This window comes from Salmonella sp. 32020114201800008SM (assembly GCF_017572025.1).
Taxonomy (GTDB): Bacteria; Pseudomonadota; Gammaproteobacteria; order Enterobacterales; family Enterobacteriaceae; genus Salmonella; species Salmonella enterica.
The window spans coordinates 44,387-67,628 of the sequence record NZ_JAGEQM010000011.1; the positions used below are offsets into that span (position 1 = coordinate 44,387).

At 53.6% G+C, this 23,242-nt stretch carries 25 protein-coding genes and 1 pseudogene; 17 read left to right on the forward strand and 9 right to left on the reverse strand.

Going from position 1 to position 23,242, the window contains the following annotated elements; translation table 11 throughout:
- Positions 1-56: 56 nt before the first annotated feature.
- The 4 genes and pseudogenes from cyaY to J4613_RS21210 form a co-directional block, all read right to left on the reverse strand.
- Entirely contained in the window at positions 57-377 is a 321-nt protein-coding gene (cyaY, locus tag J4613_RS21200; RefSeq protein WP_000999960.1) for an iron donor protein CyaY, read from the reverse strand.
- A 69-nt stretch (positions 378-446) separates the two neighbouring features.
- Positions 447-836, reverse strand: coding sequence for a DUF3021 family protein (locus J4613_RS21205; RefSeq protein ID WP_001125564.1), 390 nt, complete (start codon positions 834-836; stop codon positions 447-449).
- A pseudogene (locus J4613_RS22790) lies at positions 824-1,185 on the reverse strand (hypothetical protein); the annotation flags it as partial. The pseudogene J4613_RS22790 and the gene J4613_RS21205, both read right to left, overlap by 13 nt.
- Positions 1,095-1,346: a hypothetical protein gene (locus tag J4613_RS21210; protein ID WP_001621231.1), complete on the reverse strand. Its 252-nt coding sequence runs from the start codon at positions 1,344-1,346 to the stop codon at positions 1,095-1,097. The gene J4613_RS21210 and the pseudogene J4613_RS22790, both read right to left, overlap by 91 nt.
- 185 nt (positions 1,347-1,531) lie before the next feature.
- Between J4613_RS21210 and J4613_RS21215 the strand changes: the two genes are divergently transcribed.
- The 8 genes from J4613_RS21215 to corA all read left to right on the forward strand — a co-directional run bounded on the left by J4613_RS21215 (position 1,532) and on the right by corA (position 8,635).
- Complete coding sequence (locus J4613_RS21215; RefSeq protein ID WP_000799903.1) at positions 1,532-1,735, forward strand: lipoprotein; 204 nt, start codon at positions 1,532-1,534, stop codon at positions 1,733-1,735.
- Between the two features lie 36 nt (positions 1,736-1,771).
- On the forward strand, positions 1,772-2,596 hold the full coding sequence (gene dapF, locus J4613_RS21220; protein ID WP_001160671.1) for a diaminopimelate epimerase: 825 nt from the start codon (positions 1,772-1,774) through the stop codon (positions 2,594-2,596).
- Positions 2,593-3,300, forward strand: coding sequence for a DUF484 domain-containing protein (locus tag J4613_RS21225; RefSeq protein WP_000812763.1), 708 nt, complete (start codon positions 2,593-2,595; stop codon positions 3,298-3,300). The genes dapF and J4613_RS21225 overlap by 4 nt, the downstream gene beginning before the upstream one ends.
- A complete protein-coding gene (gene xerC, locus J4613_RS21230; RefSeq protein WP_000132869.1) occupies positions 3,297-4,199 on the forward strand; it encodes a tyrosine recombinase XerC in 903 nt (300 codons plus the stop codon). The genes J4613_RS21225 and xerC overlap by 4 nt, the downstream gene beginning before the upstream one ends.
- Positions 4,199-4,915, forward strand: coding sequence for a 5-amino-6-(5-phospho-D-ribitylamino)uracil phosphatase YigB (gene yigB, locus J4613_RS21235; RefSeq protein ID WP_001213560.1), 717 nt, complete (start codon positions 4,199-4,201; stop codon positions 4,913-4,915). The genes xerC and yigB overlap by 1 nt, the downstream gene beginning before the upstream one ends.
- A gap of 135 nt (positions 4,916-5,050) precedes the next feature.
- Positions 5,051-7,213 (forward strand): DNA helicase II, encoded by a 2,163-nt coding sequence (gene uvrD, locus J4613_RS21240; RefSeq protein WP_000383439.1) that lies wholly within the window; start codon positions 5,051-5,053, stop codon positions 7,211-7,213.
- Positions 7,214-7,472: 259 nt separating this feature from the next.
- A complete protein-coding gene (gene ysgD / locus J4613_RS22795; protein ID WP_212723238.1) occupies positions 7,473-7,529 on the forward strand; it encodes a YsgD/CorL family protein in 57 nt (18 codons plus the stop codon).
- A 155-nt stretch (positions 7,530-7,684) separates the two neighbouring features.
- Positions 7,685-8,635 (forward strand): magnesium/cobalt transporter CorA, encoded by a 951-nt coding sequence (gene corA / locus J4613_RS21245; protein ID WP_000947139.1) that lies wholly within the window; start codon positions 7,685-7,687, stop codon positions 8,633-8,635.
- Between the two features lie 47 nt (positions 8,636-8,682).
- On the opposite strand, the gene J4613_RS21250 is transcribed toward corA, so the two are convergent.
- Positions 8,683-9,063, reverse strand: a complete 381-nt coding sequence (locus tag J4613_RS21250; RefSeq protein ID WP_000619297.1) for a hypothetical protein — start codon at positions 9,061-9,063, stop codon at positions 8,683-8,685.
- Between the two features lie 174 nt (positions 9,064-9,237).
- Between J4613_RS21250 and J4613_RS21255 the strand changes: the two genes are divergently transcribed.
- Positions 9,238-9,534 (forward strand): hypothetical protein, encoded by a 297-nt coding sequence (locus tag J4613_RS21255; protein ID WP_001170054.1) that lies wholly within the window; start codon positions 9,238-9,240, stop codon positions 9,532-9,534.
- A gap of 39 nt (positions 9,535-9,573) precedes the next feature.
- On the opposite strand, the gene rarD is transcribed toward J4613_RS21255, so the two are convergent.
- On the reverse strand, positions 9,574-10,461 hold the full coding sequence (gene rarD / locus J4613_RS21260) for an EamA family transporter RarD (RefSeq protein WP_000339081.1): 888 nt from the start codon (positions 10,459-10,461) through the stop codon (positions 9,574-9,576).
- 43 nt (positions 10,462-10,504) lie between these two features.
- Positions 10,505-10,972, reverse strand: a complete 468-nt coding sequence (gene yigI / locus J4613_RS21265; protein WP_001277136.1) for an acyl-CoA thioesterase YigI — start codon at positions 10,970-10,972, stop codon at positions 10,505-10,507.
- Between the two features lie 164 nt (positions 10,973-11,136).
- Here yigI and pldA point away from each other — a divergent pair, with 164 nt between their 5' ends.
- The 3 genes from pldA (at position 11,137) to rhtC (ending at position 14,603) form a co-directional block, all read left to right on the forward strand.
- Positions 11,137-12,006, forward strand: coding sequence for a phospholipase A (gene pldA, locus J4613_RS21270; protein ID WP_001201692.1), 870 nt, complete (start codon positions 11,137-11,139; stop codon positions 12,004-12,006).
- Positions 12,007-12,089: 83 nt separating this feature from the next.
- Entirely contained in the window at positions 12,090-13,919 is a 1,830-nt protein-coding gene (recQ, locus tag J4613_RS21275) for an ATP-dependent DNA helicase RecQ (protein WP_001533487.1), read from the forward strand.
- A gap of 63 nt (positions 13,920-13,982) precedes the next feature.
- Entirely contained in the window at positions 13,983-14,603 is a 621-nt protein-coding gene (gene rhtC / locus J4613_RS21280; RefSeq protein ID WP_000980081.1) for a threonine export protein RhtC, read from the forward strand.
- 39 nt (positions 14,604-14,642) lie between these two features.
- Here the strand turns inward: rhtC and rhtB are convergent, their stop codons facing one another.
- Positions 14,643-15,263, reverse strand: coding sequence for a homoserine/homoserine lactone efflux protein (gene rhtB / locus J4613_RS21285; protein WP_000142521.1), 621 nt, complete (start codon positions 15,261-15,263; stop codon positions 14,643-14,645).
- Between the two features lie 110 nt (positions 15,264-15,373).
- Between rhtB and pldB the strand changes: the two genes are divergently transcribed.
- From pldB to J4613_RS21300, 3 genes are all read left to right on the forward strand, one after another.
- Positions 15,374-16,390: a lysophospholipase L2 gene (gene pldB, locus J4613_RS21290; protein WP_000487685.1), complete on the forward strand. Its 1,017-nt coding sequence runs from the start codon at positions 15,374-15,376 to the stop codon at positions 16,388-16,390.
- 15 nt (positions 16,391-16,405) lie between these two features.
- Positions 16,406-17,206 carry a sugar/pyridoxal phosphate phosphatase YigL gene (gene yigL, locus J4613_RS21295; protein WP_000285338.1) on the forward strand — a complete coding sequence of 267 codons (801 nt, stop codon included), beginning with the start codon at positions 16,406-16,408 and terminating at the stop codon, positions 17,204-17,206.
- Positions 17,207-17,286: 80 nt separating this feature from the next.
- Positions 17,287-18,186, forward strand: a complete 900-nt coding sequence (locus J4613_RS21300; protein ID WP_001196257.1) for a carboxylate/amino acid/amine transporter — start codon at positions 17,287-17,289, stop codon at positions 18,184-18,186.
- Here J4613_RS21300 and metR read toward each other — a convergent pair.
- Positions 18,074-19,027, reverse strand: coding sequence for an HTH-type transcriptional regulator MetR (gene metR, locus J4613_RS21305; protein WP_000569786.1), 954 nt, complete (start codon positions 19,025-19,027; stop codon positions 18,074-18,076). The two genes, J4613_RS21300 and metR, sit on opposite strands and share 113 nt — an antisense overlap.
- 248 nt (positions 19,028-19,275) lie before the next feature.
- Here metR and metE point away from each other — a divergent pair, with 248 nt between their 5' ends.
- Together metE and J4613_RS21315 are read left to right on the forward strand one after the other, a co-directional pair.
- On the forward strand, positions 19,276-21,540 hold the full coding sequence (metE, locus tag J4613_RS21310; protein WP_000154181.1) for a 5-methyltetrahydropteroyltriglutamate--homocysteine S-methyltransferase: 2,265 nt from the start codon (positions 19,276-19,278) through the stop codon (positions 21,538-21,540).
- Positions 21,541-21,863: 323 nt separating this feature from the next.
- Entirely contained in the window at positions 21,864-23,207 is a 1,344-nt protein-coding gene (locus J4613_RS21315) for an anaerobic sulfatase maturase (protein ID WP_111742532.1), read from the forward strand.
- Positions 23,208-23,242 lie beyond the last annotated feature (35 nt).

Consider the following 23,242-nt stretch of genomic DNA (forward strand, 5'->3'; position numbering starts at 1 on the left):
TACGCCTTACCGGGCCTACAGTAAGCCGGATAAGCAAAGCGCATCCGGCAAATAAATCAACGAAAACTCACCTTTTCACCCGCCTGCTGCGTCGCCGCCTGCTCCAGCAGATCCCAGAAGGTTTCGCCGCTGCGATCGCAAATCCACTCGTCGCCTTTCAGATCGAAATGATAGCCGCCCTGTTTGGTCGCCAGCCACACCTGGTGCAACGGCTCCTGACGGTTAATAATGATCTTACTGCCGTTCTCAAAGCTGAGGGTCAGCACGCCGCCGTTGATTTCGCAGTCGATATCGCTGTCGCCATCCCAGTCGTCCAGACGTTCTTCGATGGCTAACCACAGAGTGTCGGCAAGGCGATGAAATTCACTGTCGTTCATTGTTTTATCCCGCTATTGAGTGATATCGCCAGTATAAGGGGAAGCGTCAGCTTCTGGAACCGATACGAATTACCGTTGTGAGCGGTAAAGGATAAAACTCAGCGGTAGGTAAATGACGATAAATAGCGCACCGGTGATAAGTATGACGGACGCGTTAACCGGGAAATGGTTCAGAGCCGACAGCATTGCCACCATCAGTGCGACGCAGCCGCCGCAGAGGAGAAAATGCAACAGGATTAAGGGGGCGCGCGGCTTTGCTTTGATATCCAAAAGAGCGCTAAGCAGACCGAGTACCGCGCTTATCGTCAGAACCCCGGCAGCTTCAACACCGTTTATCGTGCCGTGCATAACGCTTTCAACAATGACGTAAATGCATGAACCGATCCCCACGCCCCGAAGGGCGTTTTTCAGATGTTTATTCAAACGCGCAAAACGGTTTAGCGGCGTCATTTTTGGCATTCCTGCGCCTGCGTTATGATGATGATATCTTTATTATTGGTGTACATGACGTTCCTATTCAGAGTATGCGTCTTATCCGGGCAGGGGGATGCTGTTCGGTAAAGCTGGCTGCCAATCCACGTATAAACTAGCGGTTGTCATACGCAAAACGCTCGGTGACTTTTAGCGGCCCATTGATGCTAAAGACATGAATACCCTGACCTTGCTGGCTATCACGCATAAAATAGCCATGCTCTTTTCCGGCGTTAATTTCCCGGTTCAGGAAGGGGGTTGCGCTATCCAGTTCCAGCCCTGAGTTGCCGGGTTAATCAATGAATTGGGTAATCGACGCAGGCGTTTGAAATTCACCTCCGGCAACGAAAGATTGTTCTCCTCTTCTGGCTGGAGATAAACCACGCCGCTGCCTTGCCGTTGATAAACATTGTGCGGAGATTCACTCAGCCGGCATCCCCAGGCGGGAGGCAGCAGAAGTGAAAGCGAAAAAAGGCAAAACAAATTACGATATTGCATAAGGTCATCCGGACGTGGTACGTAAACCTAAAGTGATTAGCAAAGCATGTTCCCTGATGTAAATGCGCAATAATCATGGCAACGCGCCGCTTTTCAGATTTTATAAAGAGCCCCTAAACGCTTGCTTTTACGCCTTCTCCTGCGATGATAGAAAATAGAAAGCATGAACTTACAGGCAATCCATAATGAAAAACGTGTTTAAGACACTCGCTGTACTTCTGACTCTGTTCAGCCTGACGGGCTGCGGTTTGAAAGGGCCGCTTTATTTCCCGCCAGCCGATAAAAATGCGCCGCCGCCGACGAAAAAAGTCGATTCGCAAACGCAGTCCACGATGCCCGATAAGAACGATCGCGCAACGGGAGATGGCCCGTCCCAGGTCAATTACTGAGGATAGTTTTCTGTCCCCGCGTGAACGGAGTGAATGATGCAATTCTCTAAAATGCATGGCCTTGGCAACGATTTTATGGTCGTCGACGCGGTAACGCAGAATGTCTTTTTTTCGCCGGAACTGATTCGTCGGCTATCCGACAGACACTTGGGCGTAGGGTTCGATCAGCTGCTGGTGGTTGAGCCGCCCTATGATCCTGAGTTGGACTTTCATTACCGCATCTTCAACGCCGACGGCAGTGAAGTCTCGCAGTGCGGCAATGGCGCGCGCTGTTTCGCGCGATTTGTTCGCCTGAAAGGGCTAACCAATAAACGCGACATTCGGGTCAGTACCGCGAATGGCCGGATGGTACTGAGCGTCACGGAAGATGAACTGGTACGCGTCAATATGGGCGAGCCAAACTTTGAACCCGCGCAGGTGCCTTTTCGCGCCAACAAAGCGGAAAAGACGTATATTATGCGAGCGGCGGAACAGACCATATTGTGCGGCGTGGTTTCAATGGGTAATCCGCACTGTGTCATTCAGGTTGATAACGTCGACACGGCGGCCGTTGAAACACTGGGGCCGGTTCTGGAAAGCCATGAGCGTTTTCCGGAACGCGCCAACATTGGTTTTATGCAGGTTGTAAGACGTGAGCATATCCGGCTGCGAGTCTATGAACGCGGCGCAGGGGAGACCCGCGCGTGCGGCAGCGGCGCGTGCGCTGCCGTTGCCGTGGGGATTCAGCAGGGGCTGCTGGCTGAAGAAGTACGCGTGGAATTACCGGGCGGTCGGCTGGATATCGCCTGGAAAGGTCCGGGTCATCCGTTATACATGACTGGTCCGGCGGCACATATCTACGACGGATTTATCCATTTATGAAGCAACCAGAGGAAGAACTACAGGAAACGCTCACGGAACTGGACGATCGAGCGGTCGTCGATTACCTGCGCCACCACCCTGAGTTTTTTATCCGTAACGCCCACGCCGTTGAAGCGATGCGTGTTCCACATCCCGTGCGGGGAACGGTTTCGCTCGTTGAGTGGCATATGGCCCGCGCGCGTAATCACATCAATGTGCTTGAAGAAAATATGACGCTGCTGATGGAACAGGCTCATGCCAATGAAAGCCTGTTTTATCGCTTGCTGCATCTGCAAAGCCGTCTGGTCGCCGCGGATAGTCTGGATGAGATGCTGGTGCGGTTTCACCGCTGGGCGCGCGATTTGGGGCTTGCCGGCGCGACGCTGCGTTTGTTCCCGGATCGGTGGCGTCTTGGCGCGCCATCGCGCTATACACATCTGGCTTTAAACCGTCAGGCCTTTGAGCCGCTGCGTATTCAACGGCTGGGACAGTCGCAGCATTATCTTGGCCCGCTAAACGGCCCGGAACTGCTGGTGGTCTTGCCGGAGGCGAAGGCTGTAGGCTCGGTAGCTATGTCGATGATGGGCAGCGATGGCGACCTCGGGGTGATTCTCTTCAGCAGCCGTGACCCGCACCACTATCAGCCGGGGCAGGGGACGCAGCTTTTACAGGAGATCGCGCTGATGCTGCCGGAACTGCTGGAACGCTGGATTAAACGCGTATGACGGATGTCGCGCTTTCTCTGGATGTCTCGCGGTTCCTGCGCTATTTAGGCGTGGAGCGCCAGCTTAGCCCCATTACCCTGCAGAACTACCAGCGTCAGCTTGATGCCATTATCGCTTTAGCCGGAGAAACCGGGCTGAAAAGCTGGCAACAATGTGACGCTGCGATTGTGCGCAGTTTTGCGGTGCGCAGTCGGCGTAAAGGGCTTGGCCCTGCCAGTCTGGCGCTACGTCTCTCGGCATTGCGAAGCTTTTTTGACTGGTTAGTCAGTCAGGGCGAATTGAAAGCTAACCCGGCGAAGGGCGTCTCCGCACCGAAAGCGCCGCGTCATCTGCCGAAAAATATTGATGTCGACGACGTTAACCGCCTGCTGGACATCGATCTTAACGATCCGCTCGCCGTACGTGATCGGGCGATGCTGGAGGTCATGTACGGCGCGGGGCTGCGTTTATCCGAACTGGTTGGCCTGGATATAAAGCACCTCGATCTTGATACCGGCGAAGTGTGGGTAATGGGTAAAGGCAGCAAAGAGCGACGCCTGCCGATTGGCCGTAACGCGGTGACGTGGATTGAGCACTGGCTGGATCTGCGCGGCCTGTTCGCCAGCGATGAAGAGGCGTTATTCCTGTCGAAGCTCGGCAAGCGTATCTCCGTGCGCAATGTCCAAAAACGGTTCGCCGAATGGGGCATAAAGCAGGGGCTAAACAGCCACGTGCATCCACATAAGCTGCGCCATTCGTTCGCGACCCATATGCTGGAATCGAGCGGCGATCTGCGCGGCGTGCAAGAGCTGCTGGGTCATGCCAACCTTTCCACCACCCAAATTTATACTCATCTTGATTTTCAACATCTTGCTTCAGTGTACGACGCGGCGCATCCGCGCGCTAAACGGGGGAAATAATGCGTTTTTACCGGCCTTTGGGGCGTATTGCCGCGCTCACCTTTGACCTGGATGATACCCTTTATGATAACCGTCCGGTGATTTTGCGTACTGAGCAGGAAGCGCTCGCTTTTATGCAAAATTATCACCCGTCGCTACGTTCGTTTCAAAACGTCGATTTACAGCGGATACGGCAGGCGGTGCGTGAAGCGGAGCCGGAAATCTATCATGACGTTACCCGCTGGCGCCATCGTGCGATAGAGCAGGCCATGCGGGATGCGGGATTATCGGCGCAGGAGGCCATTGCCGGCGCGAATGCGGCGATGATGCATTTTGCCAAATGGCGCAGCCAGATTGAGGTTCCGCAGGCTACCCATGAGACGTTACAGCAGCTTGCGAAAAAATGGCCGCTGGTGGCGATCACTAACGGCAACGCCCAGCCGGAACTGTTTGGCCTCGGCGATTACTTTAAGTTTGTACTGCGCGCCGGCCCGGATGGACGTTCCAAGCCGTTTAGCGACATGTATTTCCTGGCGGCGGAAAAACTGCATGTGCCGATCGGCGAGATCCTGCATGTCGGCGACGATCTGACTACCGATGTGGCTGGCGCTATTCGCTGTGGGATGCAGGCCTGCTGGATTAAACCTGAAAATGCCGACCTGATGCGGACGCAGGACAGCCGTTTACTGCCGCATATCGAAATTTCGCGGTTGGCATCTCTCACCTCGCTGATATAATCACCAGTAGTTCTGTATAAATTCCCAGTTATTCTGGCGGATGGCGCTATGCTTATCCGCCCTACGATAAGTAGCCCCGGTAAGCGAAGCGCCACCGGGCGTTTTTAGTTTTCATGTTTTTACGCGGCGGTGCCAATGGACGTTTCTTACCTGCTCGACAGCCTTAATGATAAACAGCGCGAAGCGGTGGCCGCGCCACGTAGCAACATGCTGGTGCTGGCGGGCGCGGGAAGCGGGAAAACCCGCGTGCTGGTGCACCGTATCGCCTGGTTACTGAGCGTAGAAAACAACTCGCCATACTCCATCATGGCGGTGACCTTTACCAACAAAGCGGCGGCGGAAATGCGCCATCGTATTGGCCAGTTGATGGGGACCAGCCAGGGCGGAATGTGGGTAGGGACGTTCCACGGTCTGGCGCACCGCCTGCTGCGCGCGCATCATATGGACGCTAATTTGCCGCAGGATTTCCAGATTCTCGACAGCGAAGATCAGATGCGTTTGCTTAAACGCCTGATTAAGGCGATGAATCTTGATGAGAAGCAGTGGCCGCCGCGTCAGGCGATGTGGTACATCAATAGCCAGAAAGACGAAGGGCTACGCCCGCACCATATCCAAAGCTATGGCAATCCGGTGGAACAGACCTGGCAGAAGGTGTATCAGGCCTATCAGGAAGCGTGCGATCGCGCTGGTCTGGTGGATTTTGCCGAGCTACTGCTGCGCGCTCATGAACTATGGCTGAACAAGCCGCACATCCTGCAACACTATCGCGAGCGGTTTACTAACATCCTGGTGGACGAATTCCAGGATACCAACAACATTCAGTACGCCTGGGTTCGTCTGCTGGCGGGCGACACCGGCAAGGTGATGATCGTTGGCGACGATGACCAGTCGATCTACGGCTGGCGCGGGGCCCAGGTAGAGAACATCCAGCGCTTCCTCAATGATTTCCCCGGCGCGCAGACCATTCGTCTGGAGCAGAATTACCGCTCGACCAGCAACATCCTTAGCGCGGCGAACGCTCTGATTGAGAATAACAATGGGCGTTTGGGTAAAAAGCTGTGGACTGACGGCGTTGATGGCGAACCGATATCGCTGTACTGCGCTTTCAACGAGCTGGATGAAGCGCGCTTTGTGGTTAATCGTATCAAAACCTGGCAGGACAACGGCGGCGCGCTTGCGCAATGCGCCATCCTTTATCGCAGCAACGCCCAGTCGCGCGTGCTGGAAGAAGCGTTATTACAGGCCAGTATGCCGTACCGCATTTACGGCGGTATGCGCTTCTTCGAACGCCAGGAGATCAAAGATGCGCTCTCTTATCTGCGTTTGATTGCCAATCGCAACGATGATGCCGCCTTTGAACGCGTGGTGAATACCCCGACGCGCGGCATCGGCGACCGCACGCTGGACGTGGTGCGCCAGACCTCGCGCGATCGCCAGCTAACATTGTGGCAGGCGTGCCGTGAGTTGTTACAGGAAAAAGCCCTGGCCGGGCGTGCGGCCAGCGCGCTGCAACGCTTTATGGAACTGATCGACGCCCTGGCGCAGGAAACCGCCGACATGCCGCTGCATGTGCAGACTGACCGGGTGATCAAAGATTCCGGCCTGCGCACCATGTATGAGCAAGAAAAAGGTGAGAAAGGCCAGACGCGCATCGAAAACTTAGAGGAACTGGTGACGGCGACGCGCCAGTTCAGCTACAACGAAGAAGACGAAGATTTAATGCCACTGCAGGCGTTTTTGTCTCATGCGGCGCTGGAAGCCGGGGAAGGTCAGGCCGATAGCTGGCAGGATGCGGTACAGCTGATGACCCTGCACTCGGCTAAAGGTCTGGAGTTCCCGCAGGTGTTTATCGTCGGGATGGAAGAGGGGATGTTCCCCAGCCAGATGTCGCTGGATGAGGGCGGGCGTTTGGAAGAGGAGCGTCGTCTGGCCTACGTCGGCGTTACCCGTGCCATGCAGAAACTGACGCTAACCTATGCCGAAACTCGCCGTCTGTATGGTAAAGAGGTTTATCATCGCCCGTCGCGTTTCATCGGCGAGTTGCCGGAGGAGTGCGTGGAAGAGGTCCGTCTGCGCGCCACCGTCAGTCGTCCGGTGAGCCATCAACGAATGGGAACGCCGCTGGCGGAAAACGACACAGGCTACAAACTCGGCCAACGCGTGCGCCATGCGAAGTTCGGCGAGGGAACTATTGTCAACCTGGAGGGCAGCGGCGAGCATAGCCGGTTGCAGGTGGCTTTTCAGGGGCAAGGGATCAAATGGCTGGTTGCCGCGTATGCGAAGCTGGAAACGGTTTGACCGGCTCTCATATTGCCGGATGGCGCGTCTTATCCGGCCTACGCGCTGGCTAACATTTTGATTTGTAGGCCGGATAAGGCGAAGCCGCCATCCGGCGATATATTGATGTTAATATTCTGAAATCATAGATAAATACTCTCACTCTGCTAACCTTTCTGCATAAGGGGAAATTATTGCTTTTTCGCGTTTCGTTGCGTGTTGACGGCAAATTTTTGCTGGCGTAACATGCGCCCACGATTACGCTAAGAGGACATTCGCCTTGGACACACCCAGTAGATACTGGCTCATTATCCTGTCATCCAGGATCAACTCCTAAGGCTATCCCTTTTTGCTGATAGCCTTAGCGGTTGTCAGCGACCTTTCATTTTTTCCCGTCGCGTTGAGTCAGGCTGTTTAATGGTCTGAAACCCAATTTGTTTCTGTGTGCCCATCTGAACTGTCCGATATTTTTACGCATTGGGAGTCCCGGTCATGCTGAGCGCATTTCAACTGGAAAAAAACCGACTGACCCGGCTGGAAGTCGAGGAGTCACAAAGCCTGATTGATGCCGTATGGGTCGATTTGGTCGAACCGGACGACGACGAGCGATTGCGCGTACAATCTGAGCTGGGCCAGAGTCTGGCGACGCGTCCTGAACTGGAAGATATCGAAGCATCCGCGCGCTTCTTTGAAGACGAAGACGGACTGCATATCCACTCCTTCTTCTTCTTCGAAGATGCGGAAGATCATGCCGGTAACTCTACGGTGGCATTCACTATTCGCGATGGCCGTCTGTTTACGCTGCGTGAACGCGAACTGCCCGCCTTCCGTTTGTATCGTATGCGCGCCCGCAGCCAGGCGATGGTCGATGGTAATGCTTACGAACTACTGCTCGATCTGTTCGAAACCAAAATTGAACAGTTGGCGGATGAAATCGAAAACATCTACAGCGATCTGGAAAAACTGAGCCGCGTCATTATGGAAGGGCATCAGGGCGATGAATACGACGAAGCGCTCTCCACGCTGGCGGAACTGGAAGATATCGGCTGGAAGGTACGCCTGTGTCTGATGGATACCCAGCGCGCGCTGAACTTCCTGGTGCGCAAGGCGCGCTTACCGGGCGGACAGCTGGAGCAGGCGCGTGAGATCCTGCGCGATATCGAATCTCTGCTACCGCACAATGAATCGCTGTTCCAGAAGGTGAACTTCCTGATGCAGGCGGCGATGGGGTTCATCAACATCGAGCAGAACCGTATTATCAAAATCTTCTCGGTGGTTTCCGTGGTGTTCCTGCCGCCGACGCTGGTCGCTTCCAGCTATGGGATGAACTTCGAGTTTATGCCGGAACTTAAGTGGAGCTTTGGTTATCCAGGCGCGATTATCTTTATGATTCTGGCGGGGCTTGCGCCGTATCTGTACTTTAAGCGTAAGAACTGGCTGTAAAATATACGGACTGGCGATTTAACCGCCAGTCCGTTGGAAGTTCTTCATCATGAGGAAAGTTCTTGTTTTGAAGAAGCGATGAAAGATAGCAGTAGTGTTGTGAGTATTACCCAGGCAATATTGAGTTGTATACCAATGTTATCGCAATCAGCCCCATTGAGTGCGACACTGACTGTACAGAAGACATTTACACCTATAGACAATGCGATGAAATAAAGTGCCCTGCAACCTGAATCTCTGATTCTCTTCGCACCAATATTAATATGGATATAGGTATTGGCAATAATAAATATTAAATTAAGATATTGGTTTTTAGGCATTATAGTAAATAATATTATCCACGATGATAATGTATAAATAACAAACTTTGCTCGCTTCAATGTATCCCTTGGGGAAGGGTGAAAAATATCTTTAATAATCCTAATCATATTATTTTTTCCATATTGATAACCAACTTCAGATCTCACATGTAAATATATTACACTGAATTTTCTAATGACAGCAATGGTAATTAATGTCATGATAATTACGCTGTACAGCAATCGATAATAATTAAATATATTATCTGGTAATTAACAATTTCAATGAATGGATTTCATAAAATGCAAAAGAAAAATTTCTGGCAAATTTATTTTGGTAAAGACCCTTTTTCTAAAGCCGAATTCATTAAAGCCTGGATTGGATGGTGGGTGATTGCTATTGTCCTGCTCGGTGTACTGTCGATTTGTACTTCATTAAATTTGAGGGGGATTGGAATAGCGTTGGGATTCGGCTTTTGCCAGATCCATGCCCGCTATTTAACGTTTGTTGGTTGGAATAAGTTTATTGGTGTGTTGGGCGTGTTTCCAGTAACAAATATTATATTATTTATTGTATTGCTATTTACTAAGAAGAAATAACATAAAATGGCAGCCAGATAATAGCTGCCATTTTATTATTTAATGCTTACGCCGTTGCGTATAAATCGCATCCATTACGAAAATCGCTAGCGCGACCCAGATAAACGCAAATGTCACCATCTTATCCGCGCCCGGCACTTCGCCATAAAACGTCACCGCCAGTAAAAACATCAGCGTTGGGCCGATATACTGGAAAAAGCCCAGTGTAGAGAGACGCAGACGCGTAGCCGCTCCGGTAAAGCACAGCAGCGGAATCGTAGTGACCACACCCGCCGCCATTAACAGCAAGTTCAACGATAGTGCGTTTTGCCCCATATGGCTGGTAGGGCTATCGGCGATGCCAAACAGATAAATCGCGGCGACCGGCAACAGCCATAGCGTTTCAACCAGCATACCCGTCTGCGCTTCAACGGCGATCTTCTTACGCACCAGGCCGTAAAACGCAAAACTAAACGCCAGCCCCAGCGCGATAATCGGCAGTGAACCAAACGTCCAGAGTTGCACCAGCACGCCGCACACCGCCAGAATCACCGCCAGCCACTGCATTCGACGGAAGCGTTCGCCAAGAAAAATCATCCCCAGCAAGATGTTAACCAGTGGATTAATGAAATAACCCAGGCTGGCCTCCAGCATATGGTGATTATTTACCGCCCAAATGAATAATAGCCAGTTACCGCCGACCAGTACGGCGGACAGGGCCAGCAGGAAAATCTTCTTTGGCGTTTTCAGTAAGCGCTTCACCTGTCGCCACTGCCGGCTGACGCTAAGCAGCGCCACCATAAAGAAAAATGACCAAATCACGCGGTGCGTCAGGATCTCATCTGCGGGAACGTAATAGATCAGCTTGAAATACGCGGGGGCGATCCCCCAAATAAAATAGGCGGCAAGAGCGAGTAATACGCCCTGCCGTGTTTGTTTTGCGTCCATCCGGAAAACTCGTATCTGAAGTGTAACAACAGTTTACCTGCTTTTATCCCACCATATAAGTAGCGGTGGCGCTGGCGATGTACAGCTGATCTTCATTGTGTAATTCCACGCGGGCGACGGCCACTTTATTCCCTGCGCGCAGCAGGCTACTGGTGGCCGTAAAGCGGTTGCCTCTGCCCGGACGCAGGTAATCGACGCGCAGGTCAATCGTTCCCATCCGCGATAGGCGCTGGCGTAGTTCATCTTCGCTGATGGTTTCGTGGCGAGTTAGCGTGCTGCCGACGCATACCAGTCCGGCGGCGACATCCAGCGCAGAGGCGATCACGCCGCCGTGTAAAATGCTTTGCGCCCAGTTGCCGACCATCATCGGCTGGTTGTTGAAGGCCAGTTGGGCGAACGCTTTTTCATAGCGTTCCAGCTCCAGCCCTAACGCCCGATTAAACGGCATGTGGTAGACAAACATTTCACCCACTAATTTCAGAGCTTGTTCAGCGGTAAGTACAGCGGACATAGATTCCTGACACCTCATTGGTTAATGAAATGTTGATATTATGCTTCTTAATTGTTGTTTTCTACTTTAAGAAGGGATAACTAACGGCTATGTGTGTAAATATGTAAAAATGGTTGGCAGAGAATGATTCAAGCTGAAAATACTTCGTCAGGAGAACGTCAAGAATGCGGGCGATTTTGAGAGGGTTGTTGCCAGCCACGCTACTGCCATTAGCGGCATATGCACAAGAAGCTACGATAAAAGAGGTTCATGATGCGCCTGCAGTACGGGGAAGTATCATCGCTAACATGCTACAGGAGCATGATAACCCTTTTACGCTTTACCCTTATGACACGAACTACTTGATCTACACGAACACCAGCGATCTGAACAAAGAGGCCATAAGTACCTACAACTGGTCTGAAAACGCACGTAAAGATGAAGTGAAATTTCAGTTGAGCCTGGCGTTTCCGCTGTGGCGCGGAATACTGGGGCCGAACTCGGTACTGGGCGCTTCCTATACGCAGAAATCCTGGTGGCAGCTTTCCAACAGTAAAGAGTCTTCACCGTTTCGCGAAACCAACTACGAACCGCAGCTTTTTCTTGGTTTTGCTACCGATTATCGCTTTGCCGGCTGGACGCTGCGCGACGTAGAGATGGGCTACAACCATGACTCTAACGGACGTTCGGACCCCACCTCGCGTAGCTGGAACCGTCTGTATACCCGTCTGATGGCCGAAAACGGTAACTGGCTGGTAGAGGTCAAACCGTGGTACGTGATTGGTAGTACCGACGATAATCCGGACATCACCAAATATATGGGTTATTACCAGCTTAAAATCGGTTATCACCTGGGCGAGGCGGTATTAAGCGCCAAAGGCCAGTACAACTGGAATACAGGCTACGGCGGCGCGGAAGTTGGATTAAGCTATCCGGTCACGAAACATGTCCGGCTTTATACCCAGGTGTACAGCGGCTATGGCGAATCGTTGATCGACTATAATTTTAATCAGACACGTGTCGGCGTCGGCGTGATGCTTAACGATATCTTCTGATCGGATTGTGTTTTAAACATTGCAGTTTCTCTCGCAGGCGCTGAAAATAGCGCCTGTTTTGATTTATGGTGAACGGGGTTAATGTGGCGCAGGCGGAAGTGTTGAATCTGGAATCAGGGGCCAAACAGGTTTTGCAGGAAACCTTTGGCTACCAACAGTTTCGCCCGGGCCAGGAAGCGATTATTGATACTGCGCTCTCCGGTCGCGACTGTCTGGTCGTCATGCCCACCGGCGGCGGCAAATCTCTGTGCTATCAAATCCCCGCGTTGTTGCTGGACGGATTGACCGTCGTCGTTTCGCCCCTGATCTCGTTGATGAAAGACCAGGTCGATCAGCTACTGGCGAACGGGGTGGCGGCGGCGTGCCTGAACTCCACTCAAAGCCGCGAGCAGCAGCTTGAGGTGATGGCGGGGTGCCGTACCGGACAGATTCGTCTGCTGTATATTGCGCCGGAACGCCTGATGCTGGACAACTTTCTTGATCATCTGGCGCACTGGAATCCGGTATTGCTGGCGGTGGATGAAGCGCACTGTATCTCGCAGTGGGGACATGATTTCCGTCCGGAATATGCGGCTCTCGGTCAGCTTCGCCAGCGTTTTCCCGCTTTGCCGTTTATGGCATTGACCGCCACCGCCGACGACACCACGCGCCAGGATATTATTCGTCTGCTTGGGCTTAACGATCCGTTAATCCAGATCAGTAGCTTTGACCGACCGAATATCCGCTACATGCTGATGGAGAAGTTTAAGCCGCTCGACCAGCTAATGCGCTATGTTCAGGAGCAACGCGGCAAATCGGGTATCATCTACTGTAACAGCCGGGCGAAAGTGGAAGATACCGCTGCGCGCTTGCAAAGTCGCGGCATTAGCGCGGCGGCCTATCATGCGGGGCTGGAAAACGCTATTCGCGCCGATGTGCAGGAAAAATTTCAGCGCGACGATCTGCAAATCGTGGTGGCGACCGTCGCTTTTGGAATGGGCATAAACAAACCTAACGTACGTTTCGTCGTGCATTTCGATATCCCGCGTAATATTGAATCCTACTATCAGGAAACGGGCCGCGCCGGGCGCGACGGACTGCCTGCGGAAGCCATGCTATTTTACGATCCGGCTGATATGGCCTGGCTACGCCGTTGTCTGGAAGAGAAACCAGCCGGACAGCTTCAGGATATTGAACGGCATAAACTGAATGCGATGGGCGCTTTTGCCGAAGCGCAAACCTGCCGTCGCCTGGTATTGCTTAATTACTTTGGCGAAGGCCGACAAGAACCGTGCGGCAACTGCGATATCTGTCTCGATCCGCCCAAACAATATGATGGCTTAAACGATGCCCAGATTGCGCTTTCTACCATTGGTCGGGTTAACCAGCGTTTTGGCATGGGCTACGTTGTCGAGGTGATCCGCGGCGCGAATAACCAACGCATCCGCGATTTCGGTCATGACAAACTCAAGGTTTATGGCATGGGACGCGAAAAGAGCCATGAGCACTGGGTGAGCGTGATTCGCCAGCTCATTCATCTGGGGCTGGTAATGCAAAATATTGCGCAGCACTCCGCATTACAGTTGACGGATGCCGCGCGTCCGGTACTCCGTGGGGACGTTCCGCTAAAGCTTGCGGTGCCGCGCATCGTCGCCCTCAAACCCCGCGTGATGCAGAAATCGTTCGGCGGTAATTACGATCGCAAATTGTTCGCTAAGTTGCGCAAGCTGCGTAAAGCTATCGCTGATGAAGAGAATATCCCGCCGTATGTGGTCTTTAACGACGCCACGTTGATAGAGATGGCGGAACAGATGCCAGTTTCCGCCAGCGAGATGTTAAGCGTTAACGGGGTTGGGATGCGCAAACTGGAGCGTTTCGGGAAAGAATTCATGGCGCTCATCCGCGCGCATGTCGATGGTGATGACGAAGAGTAGTCAGCCCGGCAAAAAAGTGCCAGGATGGTGACTCACTGAACTATTTCCCCGCGAGCCATTTTTATGATGATGCTATTTTTCACCGTGGCAATGGTGCACATCGTTGCGCTAATGAGCCCCGGCCCCGACTTTTTCTTCGTGTCTCAAACTGCTGTCAGCCGTTCGCGTAAAGAAGCGATGATGGGCGTACTGGGCATTACTTGCGGCGTGATGGTATGGGCGGGCGTGGCGCTGCTTGGCCTGCATCTCATCATCGAAAAAATGGCCTGGCTGCATACGATCATTATGGTAGGCGGCGGCCTGTACCTGTGCTGGATGGGCTATCAGATGCTGCGCGGCGCGCTGAAAAAACAGGATGCGGCGGCGTCTTCTCCGCACATTGAACTGGCGCAGAGCGGGCGCAGCTTTCTCAAAGGGCTGTTGACCAATCTGTCGAATCCGAAAGCGATTATCTATTTTGGTTCCGTTTTTTCACTGTTTGTCGGCGATAACGTCGGCGCTGCGGCGCGCTGGGGTATTTTCGCGTTAATCACCCTGGAAACGATGGCCTGGTTTACCGTAGTCGCCAGCCTGTTCGCGCTGCCGAAAATGCGCCGCGGCTATCAGCGTCTGGCGAAATGGATTGATGGCTTTGCCGGCGCGCTGTTTGCGGGCTTTGGTATTCACCTGATTATTTCGCGTTAATTTACCTCCGGGCCGGATAAACATCATCCGGCACGACTATCACGCGTGTCTTGCCGACGCCAGGAGCGCGCCTACCAGCATAAACAACGAACCAAACGCTTTATTCAGCGCCTTCATCTGCTTTGGTCCTTTAATCCAGGCGGCAATGCGCTGCGCCAGTGTGGCGTAACCGGTCATCACAATCATATCCACCACAATCGTGGTGACGCCGAGAATGAGGTACTGCGCCAGTTGCGGTTGCTGCGGCATGATGAATTGCGGAAACAGGGCGGCAAGAAAGACAATGCTTTTGGGATTGGTTAGATTGACAAAGACCGCGCGTTTGAACAGCCGACCCCGCGATTGCGTCTGGGCGAGAGTATGCAGATCGATAGCGCCTGCGGCGCGCCACTGCTGAATACCCAGCCAGATAAGATAAGCCGCGCCAGCCCATTTCAGGATTTCAAAAGCGATGAGCGAGCGCGAAAAGAGCGTACCCAGTCCGACGCCCACCAGTACGATATGTATCCCCAGCCCGGTCTGGAGCCCGGCGATAGAAGCCGCTGCGCCCCGATATCCATGGTTGATAGACGTCGTCATGGTATTGATGGCGCCTGAACCCGGAGAAAGACTCAACAGAGTTGAGGTCAGTAGATAGGCGAACCACCATTCAAAGGTCATGCGAAACTCCCTGGTTGTCTGTTTTTGTGCCACAATACGCTACTGCCGCTGTGTTGTGTCAGGCACGACGCAAAAAACGATTTTACCTGGTAAACGAGGCCGAAAACCCGATGTTTCAGCAGCAAAATGACTGGGAAACAAGAGAAAATGCGTTTGCCGCTTTTGCTATGGGGCCGCTGACCGATTTCTGGCGTCAGCGGGAAGAGGCGGAGTTTATCGGCGTGGGTAACATTCCGGTGCGCTTTGTCCGTTTTCGGAATGATTCTAACGATCGGACGATCGTCATTTGTCCTGGCCGCATTGAGAGTTATGTAAAATACGCTGAACTGGCGTATGACCTTTTTCATCTCGGTTTTGATATCTTCATCATCGACCACCGTGGTCAAGGGCGCTCCGGGCGGATGTTATCGGACCCGCATCGGGGTCACGTTGATCATTTTAACGATTATGTTGAGGACTTAGCGGCGTTCTGGCAGCAGGAAATTGAGCCGGGGCCGTGGCGTAAGCGTTATATCCTGGCGCACTCAATGGGGGGCGCGATAGCCACCCTGTTCCTGCAACGCCATCGTGTGCGGTGCGACGCTATTGCGCTCACCGCGCCGATGTTTGGTATTGTGATACGCTTGCCTTCCTTTATGGTGCGCCATATTCTCGACTGGGCCGAGGGGCACCAGCGTATCCGTGAAGATTACGCTATTGGTACCGGTCAGTGGCGGGCGTTGCCGTTTGGGATGAATGCGCTGACCCACAGCCGCCAGCGTTATCAGCGCAACTTACGATTTTATGCCGACGAGCCGCAGCTGCGCGTTGGCGGCCCCACCTGGCATTGGGTACGCGAAGGCATTCTGGCGGGTGAGCAGGTACTGGCTGGGGCGAGCGATGACACGACGCCTACGCTACTGATTCAGGCGGAAGAAGAGCGGGTAGTGGATAACCGCACCCACGATCGTTTTTGTGAAATTCGCGCCGCGGCGGGATACCCTTGTGAAGGGGGAAAACCGCTGGTTATCAAAGGCGCGTACCATGAGATCCTTTTTGAAAAGGACGCCATGCGCTCAGTCGCGCTTAACGCCATTGTTGAATTTTTCAACAAGCCTAATTTATCCAGCGGAAATCGCTTTGCTTAGAGGTTAAATTTTATTATGTATCAGGTTGTTGCGTCTGATTTAGATGGCACGCTGCTCTCCCCCGACCATACGTTGTCCCCTTATGCCAAAGAGACTCTGAAGCTGTTGACCGCACGCGGCATCCATTTTGTCTTTGCCACTGGTCGTCATCATGTCGATGTAGGGCAAATCCGCGATAATCTTGAAATCAAGTCTTACATGATCACCTCCAACGGCGCGCGAGTGCACGATACCGACGGGAATTTGGTTTTTACGCATAATCTGGACAGCGACATTGCCAGCGACCTGTTCGGCGTGGTGAATGCGAACCCGGACATCGTGACTAACGTTTATCGCGACGACGAATGGTTTATGAATCGTCATCGCCCCGATGAAATGCGTTTTTTCAAAGAGGCGGTATTTAACTACTCGTTGTTTGAGCCTGCGCTGCTGGAGCCGGAGGGCGTCAGCAAAGTGTTTTTCACCAGCGACACTCATGAAAAGTTGTTGCCGCTGGAGCAGGCGATTAACGCGCGCTGGGGCGATCGGGTAAACGTGAGCTTCTCTACGCTAACCTGTCTGGAAGTGATGGCGGGCGGAGTGTCGAAAGGTCATGCGCTGGAAGCGGTCGCTCAGGCGATGGGGTACAGTCTGAAAGAGTGTATCGCCTTTGGCGACGGAATGAACGACGCTGAAATGCTCACGATGGCGGGCAAAGGCTGCATCATGGGCAATGCGCACCAGCGTCTGAAAGACCTGTATCCCGAACTTGAGGTGATCGGCATCAACGCGGATAACGCCGTGCCGCATTACCTGCGCGATCTTTTCTTACGCTGATGTGATTGTTTGTTAGTTGACCAGTTGTCAACTTCACTCTCCGCTACAATGGGTGTTCCCTGTTCTAAGAGACATCCATTGTGGCGCTACTCATCATTACCACTATCCTGTGGGCTTTCTCCTTTAGTCTATTTGGCGAGTATCTTGCCGGGCATGTCGATAGCTATTTCGCGGTGCTGATACGCGTTGGGCTGGCGGCGCTCGTTTTTCTGCCGTTTTTGCGTACTCGCGGGCACAACCTAAAAACCATCAGCCTGTATATGCTGGTGGGGGCGATGCAGCTTGGCATCATGTATATGTTGAGCTTCCATGCTTACCTCTATCTGACCGTATCCGAACTGCTGCTGTTTACCGTTCTGACGCCGCTCTATATCACGCTGATTTACGATGTGATGAGTCAGCGTCGTTTGCGCTGGGGCTATGCATTTAGCGCGTTGCTGGCGGTGATTGGCGCCGGGATTATTCGCTACGATCGCGTGACCGACCATTTTTGGGTAGGTTTGCTCCTGGTGCAGCTTTCTAATATCAGTTTCGCTATCGGAATGGTGGGGTATAAACGTCTGATGGAGACCCGTCCCATGCCGCAGCACAACGCCTTTGCGTGGTTCTATCTGGGGGCGTTTTTGGTGGCGGCGGTGGCGTGGTCGCTGTTGGGGAACGCGCAAAAGCTGCCGGAAACCACGCTGCAATGGAGCATTCTGGTGTTTCTCGGCGTGGTGGCGTCAGGCATTGGCTACTTTATGTGGAACTATGGCGCTACCCAGGTAGACGCCGGGACGCTGGGTATCATGAATAACATGCATGTTCCCGCAGGACTGCTGGTTAATCTTGCCATCTGGCATCAGCAGCCCCACTGGCCAAGCTTTATTACAGGCGCGGCTGTGATCCTGGCTTCGCTGTGGGTGCATCGAAAATGGGTCGCTCCGCGCTCCGCACAAACGGCAGATGATCGCAGGCGTGATCCCGCGTCGAGCGAATAAACGCCTCGGTCACCGCCTGACGCTGGTCGCCGTCGCGCACGGCGGCATACAGGCGGCTCCACAGACCATCGCCCAGGGTTTTGGTCACCACCAGACCCTGGCGCTCAACGCTTTCCACCACCCAGTGCGGCAGGGCGGCAATACCCATTCTGGCCGCCACCATCTGAATCAGCAGTAGCGTATTATCCACGCTTTTCAGCAGCGGACTGATACCCGCCGGTTGCAGGAAATGTCGCCAGACATCCAGTCGGCTGCGCTGCACCGGGTAAATCAACAGCGTTTCGCTGGCTAAATCTTCCGGCGTAATCTGCGTTTTGCTGGCCAGCGGATGGTCGGGCGCCAGCACCAGTCGGACTTCAAAATCAAACATCGGCGAATAATGCAGCCCGCTGCGCGGCAAAATATCCGACGTCATCACCAAATCCAGCTCGCCTTGTTGCAAGGCCGGTTGCGGATCAAAAGTGACGCCGGATGTGAAATCCATTTCTACCTGCGGCCAGCTTGCACGGAAGTTTTCCAGCGCCGGGGTCAGCCACTGAATACAGCTATGACATTCAATAGCGATGCGCAGACGAGTTTGCTGCGGTTCGTTGCACGCTTGCAGCGCACGGCTGATTTGCGGCAGCACCTGGTTTGCCAGTTGCAGCAGAACTTCCCCCTGCGGCGTAAAGCGCAGCGGCTGGCTTTTACGCACGAACAGGCGGAAGCCAAGGCGTTGTTCCAGATCGCTGAACTGATGAGACAGAGCGGATTGGGTCTGGTGCAGCACCGCCGCCGCGGCAGCCAGCGATCCACTATTCCGCAATGCCTGGAGTGTTTTCAGATGTTTAATTTCGATCATGAAAGTCCTTCACTTCGCCATGAACAAATTGCGCTTGAGGAATATACAGTACCTTTACATTATGGATGTGTAAACATCCAGACGTCTAAAACTCGTCATATTTCGACTTGCAGATGCGTTGGCTTCCTTGCTTACCCCAGTCACTTACTTCAGTAAGCTCCTGTGGATGCGCTGTGTCGCCGCCTTCCTGCAAGCCGAACTATTTAGAGTTTTACTTTCAGATTCAATAAAATAAGAGAGGAAGTAAAATGACAATATTGACTCATACCCTCGGTTTTCCTCGCGTTGGCCTGCGTCGCGAGTTGAAAAAAGCGCAAGAGAGCTATTGGGCGGGGAACTCAACGCGTGAAGCGTTACTGGCGGTGGGCCGCGAACTGCGCGCGCGTCACTGGGAGCAGCAGAAACAAGCGGGTATTGACCTGTTACCGGTAGGCGACTTTGCCTGGTACGACCATGTTCTGACCACCAGCCTGCTGTTAGGCAATGTGCCGGCTCGTCATCAGAACAACGACGGTTCCGTGGACATCGACACTCTGTTCCGCATTGGCCGCGGTCGCGCGCCAACCGGCGAACCGGCGGCGGCAGCGGAAATGACCAAATGGTTTAATACTAACTATCACTACATAGTACCGGAGTTCAGCAAAGGCCAGCAGTTCAGACTCACCTGGACACAGTTGCTGGAGGAAGTGGACGAAGCGCTGGCGCTGGGGCATAAGATCAAACCCGTACTGCTGGGGCCTGTCACGTATCTGTGGCTGGGTAAAGTGAAAGGCGAGCCGTTTGACCGCCTGACGTTGCTGAAAGACATTTTGCCGGTGTATCAGCACGTACTGGCTGAACTGGCAAAACGTGGTATTGAGTGGGTCCAAATTGATGAGCCAGCGCTGGTGCTGGAACTGCCGCAGGCGTGGCTGGATGCCTTCAAACCGGCTTACGACGCGCTCGCCGGCCAGGTGAAGCTGTTGCTGACGACCTATTTTGAAGGCGTGACGCCAAACCTGGACACTATTATCGCGCTACCGGTACAGGGGCTACATGTTGACCTCATTCATGGCAAAGATGATGTAGCGGAACTGCATCAACGTCTGCCGGTCGACTGGCTGCTCTCCGCAGGCTTGATTAACGGGCGTAATGTCTGGCGCGCCGATTTGACCGAAAAATACGCGCAGATTAACGCCCTTGTGGGCAAACGCGCGCTGTGGGTAGCATCCTCCTGCTCTTTACTGCACAGCCCGATCGATCTCAGCGTCGAAACGCGTCTGGATACGGAAGTAAAAAGCTGGTTTGCCTTTGCGCTGCAAAAATGCGGTGAACTGGCGTTGCTGCGCGATGCGCTGAACAGCGGCGAAACGGCGGCGCTTGAGGAATGGAGCGCACCGATTCAGGCTCGTCGTCACTCCCGTCGCGTACATAATGCCGCGGTAGAAAAACGCCTGGCGGCGATCACCGCGCAGGACAGCCAGCGTGAGAATCCGTATGAGGTGCGCGCTGAAGCGCAACGTGCCCGCTTTAAACTTCCCGCCTGGCCGACGACGACTATCGGTTCGTTTCCGCAAACCACGGAGATTCGCGGTCTGCGTCTGGACTTCAAAAAGGGCAATCTCGACGCGAATAACTACCGCACTGGCATCGCCGAACATATCAAACAGGCTATCATCGAGCAGGAGCGTTTAGGGCTGGATGTGCTGGTACATGGCGAAGCCGAGCGAAACGACATGGTGGAATACTTCGGCGAGCATCTGGACGGCTTCGTCTTTACCCAGAATGGTTGGGTGCAAAGCTATGGCTCCCGCTGTGTGAAACCGCCGGTAGTGATTGGCGATATCAGCCGTCCGGCACCGATTACCGTGGAGTGGGCGAAATATGCCCAGTCGCTGACCGACAAGCCGGTAAAAGGGATGTTGACCGGCCCGGTGACTATTCTTTGCTGGTCATTCCCCCGCGAAGACGTGACCCGTGAAACGATTGCGAAACAGATTGCGCTGGCGCTGCGTGATGAAGTCGCGGATCTGGAGGCGGCGGGGATCGGGATTATTCAGATCGACGAACCGGCGCTGCGTGAAGGTTTACCATTGCGTCGCAGCGACTGGGACGCCTATCTGGAATGGGGTGTGGAAGCCTTCCGCATCAACGCGGCGGTGGCGAAGGATGAAACTCAGATCCACACCCACATGTGTTACTGCGAGTTCAACGACATTATGGATTCGATCGCCGCGCTGGACGCGGATGTGATCACCATTGAGACCTCCCGCTCGGATATGGAGTTGCTGGAGTCGTTCGAAGCGTTCGACTACCCGAACGAAATCGGGCCGGGCGTGTACGATATTCACTCGCCGAACGTGCCGAGCGTCGAGTGGATTGAAGCCCTGCTGAAGAAGGCGGCACAACGTATTCCGGCACAACGCCTGTGGGTGAATCCGGACTGCGGTCTGAAAACTCGCGGTTGGCCAGAAACCCGCGCGGCGTTAGCGAACATGGTCAAAGCGGCGCACAATCTGCGTCAGGCGAAATAACCCATCCTGGCCGCTGCGTTTATCCGGCAGCAATGCGGCGCTACCCTTTGACGGGTAGCGCCCGTGTCTGACCTGATTAACAGCGCCTCTTTCTTCTCATTTCCCTTTTTCTTATTTTCCGCGCTGTCCTTTTCAGGATCTGGCTATTTGGCGATCTTGATAATAAAAAGGTTCTCCGTATGAATGACAACCAGGCGGATAGCGTCCCTGGAAGCAGCTATTGCCTCGCAGATCGTTTTTCCTGTCATGATCGCCCAGCGCTCTCATAGCACAAAACGAGGTTTTCCATTCTGTTATGTTCCCTGGCGACGATAAACGTCGCATTGTCTCATGGCGCTGGTGAACCTTATTTTTTAACGGAGATGTCTGACATGGCGGTAGTAGGTTGTCACGTAATGGCCAAACCCGGCGGCGCGATCTGCAATATTGATTGCACATATTGCTTCTATCTTGAAAAAGAGGCGCTGTACCCGGAACGCAATAAAAACTGGCGGATGTCGGACGAGACGCTGGAACAATTTATACGCCAGCATATTGCCGCGCAGAGTGGCGACCGCATTGACTTTGCCTGGCAGGGCGGCGAACCGACCATGATGGGGCTACCGTTTTTCCGCCGGGTTGTCGCATTATGTGAAAAGTACGGCGATGGGCGAAAAATCACTCATGCGTTGCAGACGAACGGCATCCTGGTGAATGACGAGTGGGCGCGCTTTTTCGCTGAACAGCATTTTCTCATCGGTCTCTCTATCGACGGCCCGGCGTCGTTACACAACCACTATCGGCTTAATCGCGCTGGAAAAGGAACTCATGAACAGGTCGTCGCAGCAATGGCGCGGCTTAAAGCGCACCATGTCGACTTTAATACCTTAACCGTCGTGGGAAAACATAACGTCGGTCATGCAGCAGACGTCTACGAATTTCTTCTGGCGGCGGGATCGCGTTTTATTCAGTTTATCCCGCTGGTAGAGCGAATGAGCACCGATAACTCATCGGTACTTAATCTGGTGATGCCCGGCGAAAGCGCGGCGACGCTGGCGCCATGGACGGTACCGTCGTGGCAATATGGCGAATTTCTCAACCAGATCTTTGATATCTGGGTTCGTCGCGACGTAGACCGCGTCTATGTGCAGATGTTTGACGTGGCGTTAGCCGCCTGGACGGCGCAGCAGCCGGTACTGTGTGTACATTCCGAGACTTGTGGACATGCCTTCGCGTTGGAGTCGAACGGCGATCTCTACAACTGCGACCACTTTGTCTACCCGGAGCATCTGCTGGGAAATATCCACCAGCACAGCATCAAAACCTTAAATAATAGCGAGCGGGCTATTGCGTTTGGCGAGGCCAAGCGGGAGACCCTGACCGCCGATTGTCGTCGCTGTGACTACCGCTTTGCGTGTCATGGCGGCTGTCCGAAGCATCGCTTTGCCGTCTCGCCGTCCGGTCATCCTGCGCATAATTACTTGTGTGCGGGCTATAAGCATTTTTTCCAGCACGTTACGCCGTATATGAATGTCTGGCGGGAGCTGCTGGCGCAAGGCTATCCGATGGCATCGATCATGCGCTGGCTGGCGCAGGACGCGCGTAAAGACACAGGAGCCGTCAGTCGTAACCATCTCTGTCCCTGCGGCAGCGGCAAAAAATATAAAAAATGCTGTGGTAAAGCATAGCTAACGTGGCGATGACGCTTTGTTGAGCCTACACC